This is a genomic window from Viscerimonas tarda (genome assembly GCF_054601255.1).
Genome location: NZ_BAAHWV010000046.1, coordinates 1 through 19,938, shown reverse-complemented (window position 1 = coordinate 19,938; position 19,938 = coordinate 1). Strand labels below are relative to the sequence as shown.

13 protein-coding genes are annotated in these 19,938 nt (G+C 42.2%); 11 read left to right on the top strand and 2 right to left on the bottom strand.

Going from position 1 to position 19,938, the window contains the following annotated elements; translation table 11 throughout:
• Window positions 1-228: 228 nt before the first annotated feature.
• Window positions 229-2,316: a type IA DNA topoisomerase gene (locus ACYPWY_RS14025; protein WP_459686172.1), complete on the bottom strand. Its 2,088-nt coding sequence runs from the start codon at window positions 2,314-2,316 to the stop codon at window positions 229-231.
• A gap of 25 nt (window positions 2,317-2,341) precedes the next feature.
• The gene (locus ACYPWY_RS14020; RefSeq protein ID WP_459686171.1) at window positions 2,342-3,766 is read right to left on the bottom strand and encodes a DUF3945 domain-containing protein; all 1,425 of its coding nucleotides are present in this window, start codon (window positions 3,764-3,766) and stop codon (window positions 2,342-2,344) included.
• Between the two features lie 212 nt (window positions 3,767-3,978).
• Between ACYPWY_RS14020 and ACYPWY_RS14015 the strand changes: the two genes are divergently transcribed.
• The 11 genes from ACYPWY_RS14015 to ACYPWY_RS13965 all read left to right on the top strand — a co-directional run.
• Window positions 3,979-5,598, top strand: a complete 1,620-nt coding sequence (locus ACYPWY_RS14015; RefSeq protein ID WP_459686170.1) for a DUF6377 domain-containing protein — start codon at window positions 3,979-3,981, stop codon at window positions 5,596-5,598.
• Window positions 5,599-5,797: 199 nt separating this feature from the next.
• Window positions 5,798-8,773, top strand: a complete 2,976-nt coding sequence (locus ACYPWY_RS14010) for a SusC/RagA family TonB-linked outer membrane protein (RefSeq protein WP_459686169.1) — start codon at window positions 5,798-5,800, stop codon at window positions 8,771-8,773.
• 18 nt (window positions 8,774-8,791) lie between these two features.
• Complete coding sequence (locus ACYPWY_RS14005; RefSeq protein WP_459686168.1) at window positions 8,792-10,522, top strand: RagB/SusD family nutrient uptake outer membrane protein; 1,731 nt, start codon at window positions 8,792-8,794, stop codon at window positions 10,520-10,522.
• 11 nt (window positions 10,523-10,533) lie between these two features.
• Entirely contained in the window at window positions 10,534-12,519 is a 1,986-nt protein-coding gene (gene pulA / locus ACYPWY_RS14000) for a type I pullulanase (RefSeq protein ID WP_459686167.1), read from the top strand.
• A 27-nt stretch (window positions 12,520-12,546) separates the two neighbouring features.
• The gene (locus tag ACYPWY_RS13995) at window positions 12,547-13,401 is read left to right on the top strand and encodes a SusE domain-containing protein (protein WP_459686166.1); all 855 of its coding nucleotides are present in this window, start codon (window positions 12,547-12,549) and stop codon (window positions 13,399-13,401) included.
• Between the two features lie 14 nt (window positions 13,402-13,415).
• Window positions 13,416-14,702 (top strand): histidine-type phosphatase, encoded by a 1,287-nt coding sequence (locus ACYPWY_RS13990; RefSeq protein ID WP_459686165.1) that lies wholly within the window; start codon window positions 13,416-13,418, stop codon window positions 14,700-14,702.
• A gap of 55 nt (window positions 14,703-14,757) precedes the next feature.
• Entirely contained in the window at window positions 14,758-16,137 is a 1,380-nt protein-coding gene (locus ACYPWY_RS13985; RefSeq protein ID WP_459686164.1) for a CotH kinase family protein, read from the top strand.
• Window positions 16,138-16,283: 146 nt separating this feature from the next.
• Window positions 16,284-18,458, top strand: coding sequence for a glycoside hydrolase family 97 protein (locus tag ACYPWY_RS13980; RefSeq protein WP_459686163.1), 2,175 nt, complete (start codon window positions 16,284-16,286; stop codon window positions 18,456-18,458).
• Between the two features lie 94 nt (window positions 18,459-18,552).
• Window positions 18,553-18,810 (top strand): hypothetical protein, encoded by a 258-nt coding sequence (locus ACYPWY_RS13975; RefSeq protein ID WP_459686162.1) that lies wholly within the window; start codon window positions 18,553-18,555, stop codon window positions 18,808-18,810.
• Window positions 18,779-19,156 (top strand): RteC domain-containing protein, encoded by a 378-nt coding sequence (locus tag ACYPWY_RS13970; protein ID WP_459686173.1) that lies wholly within the window; start codon window positions 18,779-18,781, stop codon window positions 19,154-19,156. The genes ACYPWY_RS13975 and ACYPWY_RS13970 overlap by 32 nt, the downstream gene beginning before the upstream one ends.
• Window positions 19,157-19,215: 59 nt before the next feature.
• A partial coding sequence (locus ACYPWY_RS13965) for an ATP-binding protein (protein ID WP_459686161.1) occupies window positions 19,216-19,938 on the top strand: 723 nt, incomplete at its 3' end.

Here is a 19,938-nt window from a genome sequence, read left to right as displayed (position 1 = left end):
GATAATCTTTTCTGTTCATACATTGAAAAATTTAGAATGAACACAAAGTTTGTAATAAAAGGAATGGGATTTGCTGATTGTCAGGCAAGTGGCAGGGGTTTGCAGTGAGTCTGGCAGGGGTTTGCACTGTGGACGTAAAAAAGCGTCCGGGTATCCCTCCCGAACGCTTACCACTAAAATCCACGCAAAACAGCAAAACCATTATGACGTGTCTTTTAGTGGACAAAGTTACGATTTCTTCTTGAAATTTCCTTTCTTTTCGGAAAACTCGAATGTAACCTTATAATTCTCGTCAAATTTCAATGCGGCGGGAAACACTTTGCCTGCCTTGCTTTTGAAACCATTGATAACGGCAGTTTTACCTTTTGTAAGCAATTCCAGAATCTGCTTGTCGGTCAGTTCTTTTTCGCTAATGGTACGAAAAACTACCAATCCGCAATTTGGGTCACTGCATTTTGCTACTTTGGGATAAAAGCGGATTGGCGCGGTTTTGCACTTCGGGCAAATACAGGCGTTGCTGTCTGCAACCTCAATTTTCGTATTCAGCAATTCGGCTGTGATTTGCCCTGTGTAGATTTCGATTGTCTTCTTGAATGTTTCCGGCTGCATCTCGCCTCGTTCTATTTGTGCTAATGTATTTTCCCAACTGCCTGTGAGAGCGACATCGGCTATCCGCTTGTCCTTAACCGTTTCATAAACCGTCAATCCTTTTTCGGTGGGAACGAGCGATTTCTTTTCGCGGACAATGTAATTTCTCGAAAACAGGGTTTCGATAATTGCCGCTCTTGTGGCGGGCGTTCCGATACCGCTTTCTTTCATTGCCGCGCGTTCCGCCTCGTTTTCAACCGTTTTTCCTGCGGTTTCCATTTCCGAAAGTAGCGAGGCTTCGGTATGTAAGGGCTTGGGCTTGGTTTGCTTTTCCAACAGTTCGGATTTGAGGATTGGTAGCGTTTCGCCCTGCATAACTTCGGGCAAAGCGCCGTCTTCTTCCGTTTCTTCTTTTTCATTAAAAACCGCTCGCCAACCCGCCTGTTTGATAACAGCACCCTTTGCCTCAAAAAGTGTATCGGCACAAATACAAACGATTGTCGTTGCATCTTTTACGCATTTCTTTGAAAACGCCTCCAACATTCTGCCCGCAACCATTTCATAAATCGTTTGTTCTTCGCCTGAAAGGTCTTTGGGCTGATTTTCTGTTATCAAAAGCGCGTGGTGGTCGGTTACTTTCTTGTCATCGACACAGCGGATATTCAGGATTTGAGTGTCCATTTTGGCGGCATAACCGCCAAAACGCGGGTGCGTTTTCATACTGTTAATGAGTTCGGGGATTTCATCGAATACGTCTGCGGAAATATAACGGCTGCTTGTGCGTGGGTAGGTAATCAGTTTTGCCTCATACAGTTTTTGCGCAATGGAAAGCGTTTTGTCCGCCGAAAAACCGTGTTTGCTGTTTGCTTCTTTTTGCAAAGCGGTTAAATCGTACAATAAAGGCGGCTCTTGATTAACTTCTTTTTTTTCAACCGTTTGAACTTGCAAAGAATTGCCTTGCAATTTTTGAAATATCGCGTTTGCTGTGTCTTTACGGTCGTATTTTTCACGATTGACAACCGCAAACGGAATATTTGCTTTTTCGGTCTGAACCCGGATTTGCCAAAACGGAACAGGCGTAAAATTTTTGTTTTCCAAAAAACGCCGACAAATCATTGCCAGCGTGGGCGTTTGCACTCGTCCCAACGAATACACACCGCGCCCTGCGGCTATGCTTAACGCCTGACTTGCATTAATTCCGACGAGCCAGTCAGCTTCTGAACGCGCTTTGGCTGCATAATACAAGTTGTCGTATTCGTTGCCGTTTTTCAGGTTTTGCAAGCCGTCTTTTATGGCTTTGTCCGTTAAACTGCTTATCCACAACCGTTCAAAAGGCTTTCGGCAGTTCAAATGATTGTAAATGTAGCGAAATATCAACTCGCCCTCGCGCCCTGCATCGGTGGCGACAATAATTTTATCGCAACTGTCGAAAACATGTTTTATGACCTTTAACTGTTTGAGTGCGCCCGCATCGGGCTTGTATTCCTTGCCGTCCCGCACTTGGCGGGGTTTCAGGATAAATGTTTCAGGAATAATCGGTAAATTCTCTTTGACAAATCCCGAAAAGCCGTAGTCTTCGGGCATGGCGAGTTGTATCAAATGCCCAAAAGCATACGTTACCATGTAACCGTTGCCTGTCATAAAACCATCTTCCTTGTGGCTTGCGCCGACGATAGCCGCTATTTCGCGGGCTACGCTCGGTTTCTCTGCTATGATTGCTATCTTCATTTTACTTGGATTTTAGTGGTGAATATTACATTTTTACACCTTTGGATTTTTTGACTTCTTTCTTTTCCTCCTGCTTGGCAGCTTGTTTTTCCGTCTGCTTTTCGGTGGGTTGCGTTTGACCGCTGTTCAAAGGCTCTTTGATATTTTTGGTAGCTTCGGTGGTGTTGCCGTTATTGTTTTTGGCAACCTGCACCTTGTGGCGGTCATCGGGAATGACTTTTCCGGCGGCAAGGGCATCCCTGTAATCCTTCGGAAACATGAAATCATATTTTCCGGTTTCCTTATTCAGGGTTATGTAGCCGCTGTACTTTTTACCGTTGCGGTCTGTCAATTCGCCTGTATGGACGGTCTTTCCCTCGCGTACACTGCTCTGCTGGTCTTCAGTCAGTAGCTTTTTGCGGAAAGTTTTCGGGGCTTCACCCTGTTTGAGGCTTTGACTTTGTTTCCGGTCATTGTCGAAAACAAGTTCAAAATACCGTTTGTCGGCATTGAACTGAACATTGGCGGAAAATTGTTTTGAGCCGTCATTTGTGGTCATATTTTCTATCTTTACTTTTTCGCCGTTGCCCAATTTTTCCCTTGTTTCTTCGCTTAACGGAACGCCTTTGTAGGCATCGGGGACTTTCAGCCATTCCTTGCGGAACGCCACCAATTCATTGGTTTGCTTGTCCAGCGAAATGAGTACCGGCGTTTTTTCACCTTGCTTAAATTCGGCTTCGACGACACGTCCGAGATTGCCTGTTTTCAATAAATTTTCCCTGTCTTCTTTGGTAAATTCAACACCGAAATAGGGACGTTCCAAATCGGGTTTGTGGCGGATTAAATGAATAGAGGGCGCAAACGTGCCGTCTTCCTGTTTGCGAAGTGAGAAACGCGCGTCTGAGCGTAGCGTTTCGCTGTCGAATTTCATTGCAACAGGCATCAGGTTTGTTTTCTGATAATCAAGCAGTTTATCCAAATTGCCCGATTTTTCCAACGCCTCGCGGCTAATGCCGAAGCGTTCAAACTTTTGCCAGTCCACAAGGTCGGGACTTATGGCGTGAGTTTTTGCATCGGCAGCCGCTTGGGATTGTGTTTCTCCCTGTTCCTTTGCCTGTTTTTTCTGAAAATTTTCAGGCTCAATGCGGTGTGCATCCAAAAAATCCTTGTTTTCGGGCTTGTCGGGACTTTTAAATGCTTCATACAGGCGTTTTACAACGTCTCCTAACTTTTCCAGCGGAGCGCGGTAAAAGTCAAAGCGGGTAGGGTCTTTGATTTGCCGCTTGAAGTTCTCAAAAAAGTTTTCAAGCGCGTTGCCGTTTTTGTCGATTTTCAGAAAATCGGGATTCTCGCTTCCGTCAAGTTTGGTAGATTTGACTTTTCCGTTTTTGTCCAGATTCACGGCGTGTAATTCATTACTGCCTTTTTCCTTGACCAACAGGACATCCTGGTCTTTCAATTTTTCGTTCATATTACTTCAATTTTTAAGTTACGCCAATAGCGACGCGGCGCAAAAGTAAATGAACAAAGATTGCGGAAAAAGGGGTTTTAGAAAAGTGGCAGGGGTTTGCGCGTGTGTGGCAGGGGTTTGCACTTTTCTTTCCCTGTGATTTATACTAATTGAATGAGCGTTGTTACATAAAAAAGCACTACCTTTGTACCTAAAATATATTGGCGACGAAAATGTACAAGTTGATATTTCTAATATTCCTCTTCTCTCAAGGGCTTACCATCTGTGCAACACACAAACGGTCGGATTCGCTTTTGCTTGTATTGGATAAAACACTACAAGCAAAACCGTTGTATGCCGAAAAAAAGGAACACCGTATCGACAGCCTAAAAACGTTGCTGAATGTAGAAAATGATCTTGAGCAGCGATACCATATCTATCAAAAATTATATAAAGAATACCGGCATTACAACATGAACTCGGCGCTCTCGGTTGCCGAGAAAAAATGCATAATAGCCGAAGAATTACAAAATCGACAATTAATATTTATTGCCGAAATGAATACCGCAGAAATATTAGGCATTATGGGAATGTATAAGGAATCCCTTGATATTGCGGATAAAATTGACCTCCAAGAATTAGATCCGAAACAATGGTCGTACTACTTTCATCTCTATCACTCATTATATTCGTTGATGTCGGCTAATTCCATGTCGCAGAAAGAAAAAAATCATTACGATCAATTAATCAGCCAATATAAAGATTCCATACTGCAAACACTTGATGTTAATACATTGGGATACAACTTGGTAAAAAACGGAAAACTTATTGAGCAGGGAAGATATGACGAAGCCCTCCACCTGATGAATCAATGCTATAAAGAGTATGGAAACGACGAATCCTTACTGGGCACGTTAGCATACGGACTGTCCGATATTTATGCAAAGAAAGGCGATGTCGAACAGGAAAAACAATATTTGGCAATATCAGCAATCGCCGATCTGAAAAAAGCAGTAAAAGGCTATATTGCTCTCCGCAAATTAGCCGTTCTGTTATACAAGGAAGGCGATATTAACAGGGCTTACAACTACATAAAATGTTCCATGGAGGATGCCGCTTTTTGTGGAGCACGTTTCCGGATTATGGAAATATCGGAAACATTGCCGATTATCAATGCCGCATACGATAAAAAGGTGGGGCAGGAAAAAGAAAAGATGTTCAAATCTCTAATATTAATATCCGCTCTTTCCCTTGTGCTGGTAATAAGTATATTCTTCATTTGTAGGCAATTAAAAAAACTTTCATTAGCCAAGAAGTCGATTAAAAACATGTACGAAGATTTAAAGCAGATGAATAACAATTTGGACGAATTGAATAAAAAACTGTCCGAATCGAACCACGTCAAGGAAGAGTATATCGGCTCCGTATTCAATCTGTGTTCCACTTACATCAACAAGATAGAGTCTTACCGGATTAGTATAAACCGTAAATTGGTATCAAATCAGATAGCAGAAGCCAGAAAAGCGACTAGTTCAACATTGATTGCTGATGAATTGAAAGAATTTTTTTGTAATTTCGATGCGATTTTCCTAAACATCTATCCCAATTTTATAGACGAGTTTAATTCGCTGTTAATAGAAGGAGAACAGATTATACCCAAAACCGGCGATATACTGACACCCGAACTTCGTGTATTTGCCCTCATTCGCCTCGGTATTACAGACGGCGGTAAAATTGCCAATTTCCTGCACTACTCTCCGCAAACCGTATATAACTACAAACTGAAAATACGGAACAAAATCTCCTTGTCGAAAGACGAATTTTCTGCCGCCATACAACAAATAGGTAAATAAATCATTTTGTGATTCTCCTCTCCAAGACAATTAAATCTACTTATTTATAACATTCACATTGTTTTATAATAAACTGATAATCAAATTATTAAAATTATATTAATACTGATTAATATCTACTTTGTTAATATACTTGACGATACAGGCTGTCTTAATAACGGGTAACTTTGCAATCGAAAAATATTAAAATTTAATGCACATGAAACTACATTTTTATTCAAAGTCAAAGCGAATGTTCCTATTTCTTTTAGCAGGAATATTCAATTTTGCTGTTTTAAATGCTCAAACCGGAGGCAATATTCCGATTACCGGATTAGTGAAAGACACGTACGGAGAGCCTGTTATCGGGGCATCTGTTGTTGTGAAAGGTACGACGAATGGTGCGGTAACTGACCTCAATGGGAAGTTCACATTAAGTGTACCGGAAAAAGGAACATTAATCATTTCTTTTCTTGGATTTATACCCAAGGAAATCAATGTAAATTCGGAAAAACACATAGATGTGATTCTCGAAGAAAACCAACAATTATTGGATGAAGTCGTTGTTATTGGTTACGGACAAGTGCGTAAAGCTGATGCAACAGGTTCTGTTACAACCATTAAATTGGATGATTTCAACAAAGGAAATCAGGTTACTGTTCAGGATGCACTTGTTGGTAAAATGGCCGGTCTGAACGTAACTCCCGGAGGCGGTTCTCCCAATGATGCGGGAACAATTCGTATCCGTATGGGCGCTTCGCTTTCGGCAAGCAACGACCCGATGATCGTTATTGACGGACTGCCTGTCAGCGGAAACTCTATAAACATGATCAATCCGGACGATGTTGCGTCTGTTACGGTGCTTAAAGATGCGTCGGCAACAGCTATTTATGGTTTCCGCGCTTCAAATGGCGTCATTATCATTACTACAAAAAAAGGCGACAGCGGTAAAAAGCAAGCTCCGAAACTGAACTACAATAACAATTTCAGCCTGAGCCAGATTGTTAAATACAACGATGTATTGACTGCTGATGAGTACAGAGCGTTGTTCGCTAATCTTTCCCAAGTTTCAGGGGCTCAATTGGGCAATGCAAACACCAATTGGCAGAAAGAAATTTTCCAGACAGCTTTCAGTCAGGATCACAACTTGTCGGTAACAGGGGCAACCAAATACTTGCCGTACCGCGTATCGCTCGGATTCACTGATCAGTCGGGGATTATCAGGACAAACAATTACCGGAGGACAAACCTCAGTGTCAACCTTTCACCTTCCTTTTTTAACGATCATCTGAAATTCGACATCAACGTAAAAGGAAGTATCGAAGACGACTCTCCTGTTTCTACCGGCGTGATTGGCTCTGCTATGAGTTTTGATCCCACAACGCCCGTTTACGAAACTTATCCCGGTGACGTAGGATTAGGATATTTTATGTGGATGGATCAGTCAGGCAATCCTTTCAGTCAGGCACCTACCAACCCGCTTTCCCAGCTTTACTGTATCAATAAAAACAGAATTACCAACCGTTCGATAGGTAACATGATGATCAACTACAAAATACACGGATTAGAGGATCTTGTGCTGACTGCAAATTTCGGCTACGATATTCGCAGACAAAATTACAAAGAAGACATACCTGATAAAGCGCCGAGTACTTACACAGGAGTTTGGCAAGACGCTACAGGTCAAAAAATCAGGAATATCAACGACAACAGCAACAAACTGCTTGATCTTTACGGAACATATTCCAAAACTTTGGGTAAGAAGCACAACCTGAACGCAATGGCCGGTTACAGTTATCAGACTTTTTATTATCACAACGACGAAAAGAGAATGAAGTTGGATGACACGTTTGTCAATGGTTTTCCGCCGGTTGAAGATGAAGGAAAACTTGTCCTCGCTTCATTGTTCGGACGTTTGAACTATTCGTATGACAGCCGTTACCTGCTGACTTTTACCATGCGTTCGGATGCTACTTCGCGATTTTCTCCGGAAGACCGCTGGGGCTATTTTCCTTCTGCCGCTTTTGCATGGAGAATCATGGAGGAAAAATTTATGAAAGGTGCTTCTACCGTTCTTTCCGATCTCAAACTCCGATTAAGTTACGGTAAAACCGGACAGCAGAATATCGGTTCCTACTACGAATGGATGCCCACCTATACCGCATCCAGAGAGGGTGCAAACTACCTGTTTGGCGATGAATGGATAACAACCTATCGTCCTAATGGAAAAGACGTACATGTCCATTGGGAAACAACGGAAACATACAATGCAGGTCTGGATTTCGGCTTTTTCAAAAACAGGATAACAGGTTCAGTGGATTTATATACACGTAATACATACGACTTGTTGAACTTTATTTATGTTCCTGCCGGATCGAACTTTACGAACAGACTTGACACCAACATCGGCGATATGGAAAGTAAAGGCATTGAAACCTCGCTGAATTTCGTTCCCGTACATAATAAGGACTGGTACTGGTCTATCGGAGGAAATTTCACATGGAATACCTCCAAGATTACCAAGTTGAATATAATCGAATCGGACAATAACTTTGTTCTGACAGGTAATGCCGGCGGTTCTACTGGCAGGTATCTGCAAGTACACATGGTTGATCAAACGCCTTACACATTCTTCCTGCTGAAACAAGCTTACGATGACAACGGCAGACCGCTCGAAGGACAATACATTGCAAAAGACGGCACAATTGGTGCAAGCACAAGCGATGAAAACAAATACCTCGCAGGCAGTGCGCTGGCTCCATACTATTACGGTCTTACGACAAAACTTTCATACCGCCGCTGGGAATTTGGTGCCAATGCACATGGAAGCTGGGGTAACAAAGTATTCAATTGGGGCGATGCACATTCGTCACTTGACGGTATCCGCGCCTCCTCCACAGGAATAACAAGTAATGTTCGATGGAACAATGTAGTAACCGGTTTTCGCAATCCGCAGGAATTTTCCGACCTTTTCCTTGAAAACGGAGCATTCTTTAAATTGGACAACATTTCGCTCGGGTACAATTTTCCGAAACTCTGGAACAAGAAAAGTAATTTGCGTTTGACGTTTACTGTACAAAATGTGGCGACTATAACCCAATTTTCCGGATTGGATCCCGAAATACATGGCGGTATAGACAACACGATCTATCCTCGTCCCAGAATGTATATTCTCGGCATGAATTTTAATTTTTAATTTTAACAGATAATCATTATGAGAAAGATAAATTTATTCAAATATATTTTGACGTTTGCATGTACCGGACTACTGGTAACATCCTGTTTCAGTGATCTTGATACTTATCCCTTGTCCAACGAACTGCTTTTAGGAGAGGAAGTATATAGCACCGCCGCCGGCTATCGCGGTGCGCTTGCCAAGTGTTATGCAACCTTAAGCCTTACCGGCCAAAGGGGAGGCGATGCGGGCAATGGCGATGTTCCCGGTATTGACGAAGGTTATAGTGGCTGGCTTCGTGGACTTTTCTATCCGCAAGTCGCCTCTACCGACGAAATGGCTGTTTATGCCGGCAGTTCGCGCGGTTCCTATTTCATACAATATCTGAACTGGACACCCTCCACAGAATTGGCAGGATATCCGTATTACCGTTCGATAATGACAATAGGATACTGCAATGAATTTCTGCGCCAATGTACGGAATCCAATCTCAAAGAAAGAGGTGTGTGGGAAGCTCTTAAAGACGAATATCCGTATTTCCGGGCAGAAGCGCGCATGATACGTGCGTATGCCTACAATATTCTGTGCGATCTTTATGGTTCCGTACCGTTCATTGACGATGCAATGCCTCTGGGAACTGTTCCTCATCAGAAATCACGCCTTGAAATATACAATTACATCGTTTCGGAGTGCGAACAACTGGCTAATGATTTGAAAGCTCCGGGACAAAACGAATACGGACGAGTGGATCAGGCAACGGCGTGGTTCATGCTTGCACGAGTCTGCCTTAATGCCGAAGCATGGGTAGGCGTTACAGCCTATGACAAAGCTTACTCTTATGCTAAAAAAATCATTACCGACGGAACATATCCGCTTGCATCGGATTATCGCCACATTTTTCTTGCCGATAACCGCACTTGCCGGGAAATTATATGGCCTGCGGTAAGTGATGCGGATAATGCCCAAAACAGTGCCGGAACAAATTTCTTTGTGAAAGCGTTCCTTGATAACAGCTCCATGAAACCGTATTTCAACACGGGAATGTCGGGATCAAATACATGGAACAACGCGGTAGTTAAAACCACTTTTGTGAATAAATTCACACCGGCCGACCAACTTTTCGATCCGAACGATCCATGGGGAGACCAAAAAATGGATAAACGTGCACAATTCTTTACATTAGCACCCTATCAGAAAAATACTTGGCAAGCCAATCAACGCTTCGCCACAAACGCCAACAGTATTCGGGACGGATATGCCTATATCAAATGGCGCAACGTAACAAAAGACCGTCAGGAACTCAAACCCGGAGGCACACAATATTCGTCCGTATGTTTTCCTGTGTTCCGTACGGCAGATGCTTATCTCATGGCAGCCGAAGCCATACTTCGCGGTGGTGGAGGCTCGCGTGCAGAAGCGTTGAGTTATATAAATGAAATACGTGATCGCGCCTATATGTTCGGACAGTATGCCCGGACGGGTATAAATTCGGTTGACGGACGCATTACCGATGCTCAGATGACACTCGATTTCATTCTTGACGAACGAAGCCGGGAACTTGCCTCGGAATTGATACGGCGTACCGACCTTATCCGTTTCGGCAAATACACTAAAGGTTATAACTGGGACTGGAAAGGAAGCGATAACGGCGCAGCCGGCACATACATGGGACAGGATGTTAACGACAGGTATAAACTGTTGCCCATTCCGCAGAACGAATTTACAGTTAATCCGTATATTACTCAAAATCCTGATTACGCAGGTTTGTAAATAGATTGAATATGAAGGCTGCAATATTAAAAATACTTATGGTTCCGGGCATTGTTGTCATTTTCTGCTTGACATTTCTTTCATGCGACAAAGAACAAGAGCCAAAGCAGGTTCCTGTCGCTCCCGTTGTCGAAGCACGGAATTATGAGTTAATATATACCCCTGCTAAATCGACTTTTAATCTGTGGGCACCTACCGCAGAAGACGTAGTGCTTTCCCTGTATGCAAACGGAATCGTCGGAACGCCTGTAAAAACCGTTTCAATGAAAAAATCGGAAGGCGGTTACTGGAATTGTGAAGTGGGCGGAAATCTGAAAGGAACATTTTATACATTTAAGATATGGTTTGAAGGAAAATTCCTTTCGGAAACGCCGGGTATCTGGGCGAAAGCCGTTGGCGTGAATGGTGACAGGGCTGCAATCATAGATATGTCGGAGACCAATCCTTCCGGTTGGGAACAGGACACACGTCCTGCGCTTAAAAATTTTACAGATATTGTGATTTATGAGATGCACCATCGTGATTTTTCCATAGAACCCAATTCAGGAGTGACAAATAAAGGGAAATTTTTAGCTCTTACGGAGGAAGGAACAAAATCCATAGACGGGCTTGCCACCGGAGTCGACCACCTGAAAGAATTGGGAATTACGCATGTTCATTTGTTGCCCTCATTCGATTTTGCTTCCATAGACGAAGCAAGACTTGACCTGAACAACTACAATTGGGGTTACGATCCTCAAAATTATAATGTTCCGGAAGGCTCTTACGCTACCGATCCATACGATCCGGCAATCCGTATAAAGGAATTCAAACAAATGGTAAAGTCGTTGCACAGCAACGGATTGAGAGTAATTATGGATGTGGTTTACAATCATACTGCTTCGTCCGGCAAATCGCCCTTTGCACTCACTGTGCCTAAGTATTTTTACAGATATACTTCAACCGGAAGCCTTTCAAACGGTTCCGGTTGTGGAAATGAAACCGCATCCGAAACAGAGGCAATGCGCAGATACATGGTAGAATCTGTTAAATACTGGGTAAATGAGTATCATGTGGACGGATTCAGATTCGACCTTATGGGTCTCCACGACATTGAAACAATGAACAAGATAAAGTCTGAACTTGACAGGATTGATCCTACAATTTTTTTGTACGGAGAAGGGTGGACTGCCGGAACATCTACGCTGCAGGAAAATCAGCGGGCTGTGAAAGCAAGCGGATTGAACTTTCCGGGTATTGCCGTATTTTCCGATGACATCAGAAATGCGATAAAGGGTAATTCAACTTCCGCCCCGGGCTTTGTATGTGGAACTTCAGGACAGGAGCAGGTGCTTATGTTCGGTATTTGCGCCGCAACGCAGAACATATCCAAATCTCCGTATGCCAATAATCCCGGCGAGGTTATCAACTATGTTACATGTCACGACAACCAGTGCCTTTACGACAAACTGGCTGCAAGTGCTCCGCAAGGTGCTACGGCAGACGAGTTGATACGGTTTAATCTTCTTGCTCAAACATTTGTGTTTACGTCCCAGGGAGTGCCGTTCATCTTTGCAGGAGAAGAATTATACCGCACGAAGCAGGGGAACGGCAATTCCTATAAATCTCCGGATAACATTAATCAGATACTGTGGGCTAATAAGAAAACATACAGTCGGGTGTTTGAATATTACAGGAATCTCATAGCAATGCGTAAGGCTCATCCTGCATTCAGGATGACAACGACACAAGATGTTGCGAAAAACCTCAAATTCCTCACTGTCGGTTCTTCGCTTCAAGTTGCTTTTACGCTGGATGGCAATGCAGTAAACGATTCGTGGGGAGCGATTGTAGTCGCTTATAATGGGAGTAAAAGCAGTGCAGCATTTACGCTTCCGGCAGGAAACTGGACGGTTGTATGCGATGATGCCACCATTAATCTCAACGGAATAAATCAGGTTGCCGGAGGGAATATCTCTTTAAAACCGTCTTCCGCTTTTATAGCATATAAACAATAATAAATAACAAATTAAAAAATAACAATCATGATAAAGAATTTTTTCAAATTAACACTCTTTACCTGCCTGATTTCGCTGTGCTCATGCGATGAGGAGGAAACAAACAGAGTAGAATACCCTGATTTTCAACATCCGATGTCGGTAACGGCTTCCCAATCCAATCTTGTCCTTGAAGAGGACAAAGCCGACCAAACAGCCATAACCTTCACATGGACGGAGGGTAACAATCGGGGATCGGGAACATCCCTCAAATACGTAGTTAATCTTGGCTTGCAACTTGAAAGCGGTGTAAGAGAACTTCCTGCGATTGAAATTCCGGACGGACAACATTCGCTTTCTTATACTCATGAAGAACTCAATGAACTTTTACTTGCCAAATGGAATGTATCTCCTGAAATACAGGAAAATATAAACATTAAAGTTACAGCCCGGATTATTGGCGGAAGCCTTGCCCAACTACCGGAAGTTGCAGAGACAACAGTAAAAGCGACGGCTTACGCTGTATCTGAAAAGCCGAAACCCGGTGAAAAACCATACGAAACGGTATGTCTTGCCGGTAGTTGTATTGCTGATGGATACAACATGTCAACAATACCACGTATGAATTGGAATCCGTCAATCCCCAATCTTTATACAATAGACAAAATACATCTGACAGCAGCATCCATTCTATTCGTTCTTGATCCTGATGCGGGATACGATAACAGCCGTATGTTTCAAGCACCCGTCAGCACCAAACCACAGTTAGCAGACGGAATACCGCAACCAATGGTATTAACACCCGGCAAAGCGCCCGAATGGAAATGGAACGTGGCTGTTGAGGGCGATTATAAAGTGGTTGTTGATGTTGAAGCAATTACAGTTACTATCCATAAACTTTAGTGGCAGATTCAAAAATGGAAAAAATCAATTCATTTATTCTAATCTTGTTGCTTGCTATTTGTAATATGGTGGCACAAACTACTCAAGAAGAGATTTTTGAAACACCGGAAAAATTCGGTGGGGTTAATTACGCCTATCCGGTAAAAAATATTACTTCAAAAACGCCTGCTCCGGAGAGCTATGAGCCATTTTATATCAGTCATTTCGGTAGGCATGGTTCACGCTATCTCGTTAGCGACAACGAATATAAACATTTATTGGATGTATTTCAAGAAGCAGATTCCTGTAATGCCTTAACTGCATCAGGAAAAGATGTGTACAGGCGATTAAAAACAATATGGCAGGAAGCGGAAGGGCATGGAGGAGAATTGACACCGCTTGGAACATGCCAGCAGAGAGGGATAGCGGAAAGGATGTATAAGCAATATCCGGAAGTTTTCAGCGGAAATGCACAAGTAACGGCTGTTTCGACTACAGTAGGGCGTTGCATTCGGAGCATGGAAATTTTTTGCAGACATCTGACAGACCTGAGTACCGGTTTGTCTGTTTCGCAAGACACCGATCCCCGGCACATGGATTATCTGAATTACCATACGGAACAAGCCGTACAATTCAGGTATTCGCCCGATACATGGAAAGAAAAGTATAATCAATTCGAGAAAGAACATGTGTATCCGGAAAGATTAGTGAAAAACCTGTTCTCTGACAATCGTTTCTTACAAGAAAAAATAAATGCGGATGCGTTGATGTGGGAATTATATAATGTAGCAAGCAGTACACAAAATATGCAGACGGATATTTCACTGTATGATCTGTTTGAAAAGGAAGAACTTTTCGATTTGTGGCAGTGTAAAAATTACAGTTTATACGTCCAATATGCCAATGCAGCGGAGAATGGCGGCATTATGATGGAAAATGCGAAACCTCTCCTGAAAAACATTATAGAAAATGCGAACCACGTCATTAAAACCAAAGGCAATGGAGCTTCTTTTCGTTTTGGTCACGATGGGAATATTATCCCCTTGGCAATGCTTTTGCATCTGAAAGACTGTTACAACAGTGTTTCTAATCCATCGGAATTTTACAAGGCATGGAACGACTTCAAAGTAGCACCCATGGCAGGCAACATACAAATAGTATTCTTCAGGAAAAAAGGGTCGGATGATATTCTTGTTAAATTCCTGCATAATGAAAATGAAATACTTGTTCCGCCTGTGAAAAGCGATGTATTGCCGTATTATCATTGGTCGGATTTGGTAGAATATTATGGTTCGTTTTTTAACAAATCCGCAGTATCCTAATTACAATTAAAACAATTATCTTTCTTATTAATAATAATTTAAATGATTTTTTAAAATGAAAAACATTCAAAGTAAATTTACGAATCCCAAGCTGGAACAGATATTCAACTTGGACGAATTGCCGGAAGTAACCTTGGAAATAGGTTTAAGTGATTGGAATGACTTGCTGGCAGCGTATGACAAAGATCCTGATGAAAATTTTTGGGTATCAGGAAATTTTATTTTTCAAGGTAACAGTGACATCCCTGATCAAACAATTCCCAATGTTGCTTTAAGAGTTAGGGGTAATACAAGTCGTAATCGCCCTGAAGGAGATTCCGGTCAAGTACATAACCCTGAAAATCCGGTTTGGCGTCAAGCCAGTTTTGCTCTTCAGTTTTCAAAATATGAGTCCGGACAAACTTTCGAAGGTTTGTCAAGGCTTGATTTGAAATTCATTCGCGAAGACCCTACACGTATTCGTGAGGTGTATAGTTTTGACTTGTATCAAGAAGCTGGAATTTACTCAGGGCCACTGATAAGTATGTGTAGATTTTATATTCACGTTGCAGGAGATGCTAAACGAGCCTATTTCGGCATCTATAAATTAAAGGAATTTATCGAAGACGATTATTTGGAAGACCGTAAAGCATTTTTCGGAGATGATTCGCCGGGCGACCAAATTCCTTTTTTATGGAAAGGGGATCCGGGTGCTGCCCTAAACAATTATAATCCAACAGTTATCGAAGATCGAGACATCTATGATTTAAGAACAAATACTTCATCCCGCAAGCAAGCTAATGCTCAGTTAACGGAATTTGTATATAATTTAGTTACCTTGGAAGGAGACGATCTGAAAAATTGGGCAAAAGAAGCAATAGATGTGCCATTATTGATGAAAACATATCTTGCAAGCGTAATATGTGGAGATATGGATGATTATTGGTCTAATGCCAATAATTTCAATTTTTATTTTAATACTCATGGTAAATTCTTTTTTATACCGAATGATTTTGACGCAACATTAGGAACCGGATGGGGGATTGATGCAGGTAGACAAGATTTATTCAATTGGGGAAATCCATCTCATCCGTTAATTAAGAAATTAATTACCATACGGGAATTTAGGCAGCTTTATATAAATGCTTTCTATGAGTTAACTAATGAGCAAACCGGCCCGTTCCACGTAAGCAAAAGTATTCCCCGTATAGAAAAGTGGCAGGCATTAATTGACGATTACCTTTGGGATGAAACGGTTCATTTTGGTTGCCAAAATGAAGGGGCAGGATGTATCCTTCCGCCACGAGGAAGCAATTTGCAAACGCCATTTGAAGATAAGACAGCATGGTGGTCTTCCGGAGGAAATAATCCCATTTATCGTGTTTTGGAAAGAGGTAATAATAATTTCTTCGAAGTTAGCGGAGATGATAATCGTATACCTCAAATACATGATTAGTTGTCTGTAAATATTCATACTAATAAAGAACAAACATATCTAAGTTTATAGAGATTTTTACTAAAAGTCGATAAACATTGGATATGTTTGTTTTATAACAGAATGAATGGATTGGAAATAATAATAACTTCAAAAATGGACAAGATATGAATAAAAAAATCAAAGGAGTATTCCTCCTGCTCGTATTGGCGTATTCGACCTTGGGTGCACAAACACTTACTTCTCCTAATGGAAATTTCAAAATGAACTTTTCTCTTTCTGTTGACGGAAATCCGACTTACAGTCTGATATACAAAGGGAAAAATGTTATTAACCCCAGTGAATTAGGTTTTGAACTGATTCCGGAAGGCGTACAACACACGTTCGATACCTTTGAAGAAATTGCTTCGGGAAACAAAGATGTAAAAACGAACTTCTACAACGGTTTCAAAATTGTCGATACAAAAACATCCACTTTCGACGAAACGTGGCAACCGGTGTGGGGCGAAACAAAAAATATTCGCAATCACTACAATGAATTGGCGGTAACACTGGATCAACCAACGACCAACCGCACTATCATTGTTCGGTTCCGTTTGTTCGATGACGGTTTGGGATTTCGTTACGAATTTCCGGAACAAGGCAATAATTTGACTTATTTCACTATCAAAGAAGAACTTTCGCAATTTGCATTAACCGGCGACCACACTGCTTATTGGCAACCGGGCGATTACGATTCGCAAGAATACGAATATGTAACTTCCAAATTATCGGAAATCCGCGGTTTGTTTGACCAAGCATGGACAGACAATTCTTCGCAAACGCAATTTTCAAAAACCGGTGTGCAAACATCATTGCAAATGAAAACGGCTGAAGGTATGTATATCAACATTCACGAGGCGGCGTTGATGAATTATGCAGCCATGCACTTGGATTTGGACGACAAAAAATTCATCTTTCAATCGCATTTGACTCCCGATGGAACGGGCGCGAAAGGGTATATCGAAACACCGTCTGTGTCGCCTTGGCGCACGATTATCGTGAGCGATGATGCACGCGATATTCTCGCTTCCAATATGACTTTGAATTTGAATGAGCCGTGTAAAATCAAAGATACGTCTTGGATTAAACCGACAAAATACATCGGTGTTTGGTGGGAAATGATTACCGGAAAAAGTGAGTGGTCTTACACCAACGATTTTCCGGTAGTACAAATCGGCATTTCGGATTATGCGAAAGCAAAACCCCACGGCAGACATGGTGCAACGACTGCTAACGTGAAAAAATACATTGATTTCGCGGCTTTGCATGGTTTTGACGGCGTGTTGGTCGAAGGTTGGAATATCGGTTGGGAAGACTGGTTTGGTCATCAGAAAGAATTTGTGTTTGATTTCATCACTCCATATCCCGATTTCAATGTAACGGAAATACGTGATTATGCGAAAAGCAAAGGTGTAAAAATGATTATGCACCACGAAACGTCCTCATCTACTCGCAATTATGATTGGTGGATGGACAAAGCCTACCAATTTATGAAAGACAATGGCTACGATGCCGTAAAAAGTGGTTATGTAGGCGATATGTTGCCCCACGGCGACCACCATTACAGCCAATGGCAGGACAATCATTATTTACATGCCATCCAAAAAGCATCCGATTACAAAATTATGGTCAATGCGCACGAAGCCGTTCGCCCAACCGGAATTTGCCGTACTTATCCCAACTTGATAGGCAATGAATCGGCTCGCGGAACGGAATATCAAGCCTTTGGTGGCAGCAAACCCAATCATGTGACCATTTTGCCGTTCACCCGTTTGTTGGGCGGTCCGATGGATTACACGCCGGGCATCTTTGAAATGGATATTGAGAAAATCAATCCGAACAATCATTCGCACGTCAACGCAACGATAGCCAATCAACTTGCATTGTATGTTACGATGTACAGCCCCTTGCAAATGGCAGCCGATTTACCCGAAAGCTACAACCAATTTTTGGATGCTTTCCAATTTATCAAAGATGTGGCGGTAGATTGGGACGACAGCAAATACTTGGAAGCCGAACCGGGCGAATACCTCACCGTAGCCCGTAAAGCCAAAGGCAGTGATAATTGGTTTATCGGAAACGTAGCAGGCTACAACGGATATACTTCAAATATCTCGTTCGATTTCCTCGATTCGGGCAAAAAATATATCGCCACGATTTATGCCGATGCCAAAGATGCGCATTACAAAACCAATCCGCAGGCTTACACCATTCGTACTATGGAGGTAACGAGTAAAACAAAATTGACTCAAAAATCAGCACCGGGTGGCGGGTATGCGATTAAAGTTGCGCTAAAATAATAAACAAAAAAATACAAGCAATCATTGATCAAAGAGTTTCCCGCTTTCAGGCTGGAGGCTCTTTTTATTTTATAAATCCCTTAAATTACAAAAAATGAAACAATTTATTCAAACGAAGTTTTTCCGCACATTGCAGGAAGCTTCACAAAAGGGTATCGACATCGACACCCAAGTATTACAGAATCAGTATGACGAATTTGTCATGCTCGTATATCAGGAAGATGCTGCCGTCATCGACAAGGCAGCATATCGTAACACACTCGTTCATACCCGCGTTGAACTGGGGTCTTTAACAGGGGTATCGGGAAAAAAATGCGGCAATTTTTCTTTCCAAAGCAATTCAACTTGTTAACGAACAGATTGAATGGACAGAGAAACGACTGCTGGCGGAACTGTCCGCCGCGAATTGCCCGCTCAACAGTCAATCCCAAAACCTGAAAGCTCCGCAATGGACAGGCAGCCGTATGGAACTGATTGAACTTTTTTATGCCCTGCATGAGGCAAAATGTTTTAGCGGGACTTCACTGAAAGAATTGTTTGCTTCCATTGGTAAAATGTTCGGCTGCGAAATCACAAATTATTACCGCCTGTTTTGGGACGTCAAAAACCGCACGGCTGAAGAACGGACTTTTTTCCTCAACTCGCTGAAAAAAACGTTATCTGATAAATTAATTCGTATGGATAGCGGTGGAAAATAGCTAATTGTTTGTGTGCTTGGGAATATTTGAGTAATTTTGCGGGCAGGAAAATCAGGAAAATGACAGAACAGGAATTGGATAAAATACTGACAGATGCTCTTTTACTTCCGGCAGAAACCGAAATTGTCGAATTTAAGGAAGCAAAAGAAAGTTACGACTTCAGCAAGCTCGGTAAATACTTTTCGGCGTTGAGCAACGAAGCCAACCTGAAAGGAAAATCCTGTGCGTGGCTGATTTTTGGGGTTGAGAACAAGAAACACCGGATTGTAGGTAGCTATTACCGCACCTCCCGCAAGGATTTGGACAGCCTGAAAAAGGAAATCGGCGACAAAACCACTCAAAGCATTTCATTCATGGAAATTTATGAGTTGCAGAAGCCCGAAGGTCGCGTGGTAATGTTTCAAATTCCTGCTGCACCGCACGGTATTCCCGTTTCTTTTGAGGGATTTTATTACGGTCGCCTCAATGAAAGCCTTATCGCGTTGAATATAGAGAAGATAGACAGGATACGCAATCAGGCGTCAAACAGGGATTGGTCGAAAATGATTATTCCCGATGCCAATCTTGGGCATTTGGATAAAGAAGCCATATTAAAAGCACGGGAACAATACAAGTTGAAACACCGGTCTTTGGCAAAAGACGTGGACAGCTGGCTTGATGAAGAATTTCTTGACAAGGCAAGAGTAACGCTTGACGGAAAAATTACCAATACGGCAATATTGTTGCTTGGGAAAAGTGAAGCAAGTGCATTGCTTTCCCCTGCTATCGGGCAGATAACTTGG

Coding starts and splice junctions, on each gene's coding strand:
- pulA (WP_459686167.1), top strand. CDS start 10,534: ATGAAGGCTGCAATATTAAAAATACTTATGGTTCCGGGCATTGTTGTC.
- ACYPWY_RS13995 (WP_459686166.1), top strand. CDS start 12,547: ATGATAAAGAATTTTTTCAAATTAACACTCTTTACCTGCCTGATTTCG.
- ACYPWY_RS13990 (WP_459686165.1), top strand. CDS start 13,416: ATGGAAAAAATCAATTCATTTATTCTAATCTTGTTGCTTGCTATTTGT.
- ACYPWY_RS14005 (WP_459686168.1), top strand. CDS start 8,792: ATGAGAAAGATAAATTTATTCAAATATATTTTGACGTTTGCATGTACC.
- ACYPWY_RS14015 (WP_459686170.1), top strand. CDS start 3,979: ATGTACAAGTTGATATTTCTAATATTCCTCTTCTCTCAAGGGCTTACC.
- ACYPWY_RS13980 (WP_459686163.1), top strand. CDS start 16,284: ATGAATAAAAAAATCAAAGGAGTATTCCTCCTGCTCGTATTGGCGTAT.
- ACYPWY_RS14025 (WP_459686172.1), bottom strand. CDS start 2,316: ATGAAGATAGCAATCATAGCAGAGAAACCGAGCGTAGCCCGCGAAATA.
- ACYPWY_RS14020 (WP_459686171.1), bottom strand. CDS start 3,766: ATGAACGAAAAATTGAAAGACCAGGATGTCCTGTTGGTCAAGGAAAAA.
- ACYPWY_RS13975 (WP_459686162.1), top strand. CDS start 18,553: ATGAAACAATTTATTCAAACGAAGTTTTTCCGCACATTGCAGGAAGCT.
- ACYPWY_RS14010 (WP_459686169.1), top strand. CDS start 5,798: ATGAAACTACATTTTTATTCAAAGTCAAAGCGAATGTTCCTATTTCTT.
- ACYPWY_RS13985 (WP_459686164.1), top strand. CDS start 14,758: ATGAAAAACATTCAAAGTAAATTTACGAATCCCAAGCTGGAACAGATA.